Consider the following 1,548-nt stretch of genomic DNA (forward strand, 5'->3'; position numbering starts at 1 on the left):
TCTTGATATTTGCACAGGCAAATGGGGATCGTCCCGTTCGAAGCATGCGCTATCAAATCGATATTCTGCGCAGAAAAATGTTTTTTGAACGAAAACGTCAGTTGACTCGCTCCAGTGAAGTTGGTGTACCGCTGGTGACGGTTGTCGTACTTACCTTTAAGCATAAAGACTTCATTGCCGAGTGTCTGAAGTCCGTATTGCTTCAAAAAGGGCGCTTCCGGATGCGCGTTATCATTATTGATGATGCTTCGCCTGACGGAACCGCAGACGTTGTGAGATCCTGCATATCTGAACACCAAACTGACCGTTTTGATATAGAGTTTCATGCCAACCAGCAGAATGTTGGGGTCGTTGCCAACCTGGCCAAGGCAATGCGACTGGCAAAGGGCTGCGACTATTTGACCTTCTGTGAAGGTGATGATTTTTGGAGTTCAGAACACCGGATTCAAGAACATATAGACTTTCTCCAAGAACGGCCGGCGTCTGTAATGTCGTTCAACTCCATTGAGCTCTGTGGAGCTAATGGTGAATCCCGGAAGGTCTTTGCAGATCATGCCAATTTAGTAGAAGAAAATATTGACGGCCTTCAACTTGCTGAAAACAATCTCATCGGTAACTTTAGCGCTTGTTTTTATCATGGTGCGGTCGTTGATGTTATTCCGCATGAGATGTTCGAGTTGTACACGGTTGATTGGCTCTTCAATCTGTATTGTGCACAGTTCGGCCCCATCGCGCATCTGAAGAAACCGCTTTCGGTTTATCGTCAACATGGTGGCGGTGAGTGGAGTGCTCGTCGAGATGTAGATAAGATTACCACGCTACTTTCTCATATTTCTGAATATAATGCGTTCTTGGATTTTAGCTATGATACGGGCTTCCAGGGATACAGCCAGAAGCTGTATTTTCTGCTCGATGAGAAATACGCTGATAGCTTGAATAAGTTGGATCTTATCGTTTTTGATGATGTTTTTCCATCCACTAGAAGTGGGTTCCGTCATACGGAGTTTACAGGCTATTTGCGAGCATTCAATAAGTCACTGGTATTGACGTCCGGTGCTTCGCTGCCTGTGCTGGAAGACACTCCGATAAAAGATGTAATTCTTAGCTATCAACGCCAGCATTCAGACTTGGGAAATCAGGTCATGATTTACAACAACAAGTTTCCCCTGCGCCTCGGGAAGCTTTTGTATGTAAACTTTCTGACAAATGCTTATGCGCTGCTACCCTATGTTGAGGCAGCCAAAGTACCATTTGTTTTTACACTCTATCCCGGCGCAGGATTTGTCCTGAATAATCCGGAATGTGACAGAAAACTCAAGCAGGTTTTTGATTCGCCCTGCTTCCAGAAAGTCATCGTGACCCAACAAGTGACTTACGACTATATCGTGCATCGTAACCTCTGTTCGGCAGATAAGGTTGAGATGATCTTCGGTGTCGTAATGCCGGAAAACCGCATCGAACAATCCACCCACGACAAATGCCGCTGGGGATTCGGGAAGCCGCGTCTGGATATTTGCTTCATGGCGCACAAGTATACGGTTTATGGCG

Annotated in this window: 1 protein-coding gene; it reads left to right on the forward strand. The window is 45.9% G+C overall.

Going from position 1 to position 1,548, the window contains the following annotated elements:
* Positions 1-44 precede the first annotated feature (44 nt).
* The coding region (locus ACXRVY_RS28380; RefSeq protein WP_458238880.1) for a glycosyltransferase at positions 45-1,548 on the forward strand (1,504 nt) is incomplete at its 3' end.

The organism is Pseudomonas sp. P5_A2_2 (assembly GCF_054177685.1).